Raw genomic sequence first — 769 nt, forward strand, 5'->3', positions numbered from 1 at the left:
GGCGGGCCCCGGACCGCGCACGGCCGGCCGGGCCGCGCACCACTACAGCATCACCCGCAGCACGGCCCGCCTCATGGACGTGTACGCGGCGGCCGTCGCCGGTCCGCCGCCGTCCGCCGCACCGTAGACCTCCGCCGCACTCCGCCGTACTCAGCCGTACCTTCGAGGGAGCAAGCCCGTCATGACCGACACCACGACCCGTCGGCCCCGTCCGTCCCTGGACCGTGTCAGAAAGCTGCCGGCCTGGTCCGCGCTGGTGGCGGGCACGCTCCTCGGCGGTCTGTTCGGCGGCGCGTACGGCGCGCTCACGCCCCCGGCGTACACGGCCACCAGTTACGTCGTCGCCGTACCGACCGACAAGGCGACCCCGGACGCGGCCCGCGGTTTCGCGCAGGCGTACGGCCGGGTCGCCACCCAGCTCGCGGTGCTCGGCGACGCGCAGGTGTGGGCCGGTGTACCGGTGCGCACCCTGCGGGACAGCGTCCGCACGGCGACCTCGCCGGACGCGCCGATGGTCGCCGTCACGGCCACCTCCGCGCGGCCCGAGCTGGCCGTCGACATGGCCAACGCGGTCTCGCGCGCGCTGACCCGGCACGCCGAGGACACCAAGGGCAGCACCCAGGTCCGGCTCGTGCAGTTCTCGCGCGCGGTGAAGCCGGGCAAGCCGTCGTCCGCGACGTCGGAGGTGACCGCGCTGGTGGGGGCGAGCGCGGGCGGCCTGCTGGGCGGCCTGGTGCTGCTCGCCCGGCCGAGGCGGGCCGCCCGGGAC

At 76.5% G+C, this 769-nt stretch carries 1 protein-coding gene; it reads left to right on the forward strand.

Annotated features, from left to right (window positions below; translation table 11 throughout):
* Nucleotides 1-181: 181 nt before the first annotated feature.
* Nucleotides 182-769, forward strand: a 588-nt coding sequence (locus B7767_RS22575; protein WP_085573795.1) for a lipopolysaccharide biosynthesis protein, incomplete at its 3' end; no start/stop codon positions are given.

Source organism: Streptomyces sp. 13-12-16, from assembly GCF_002114215.1.
Lineage (GTDB): Bacteria > Actinomycetota > Actinomycetes > Streptomycetales > Streptomycetaceae > Streptomyces.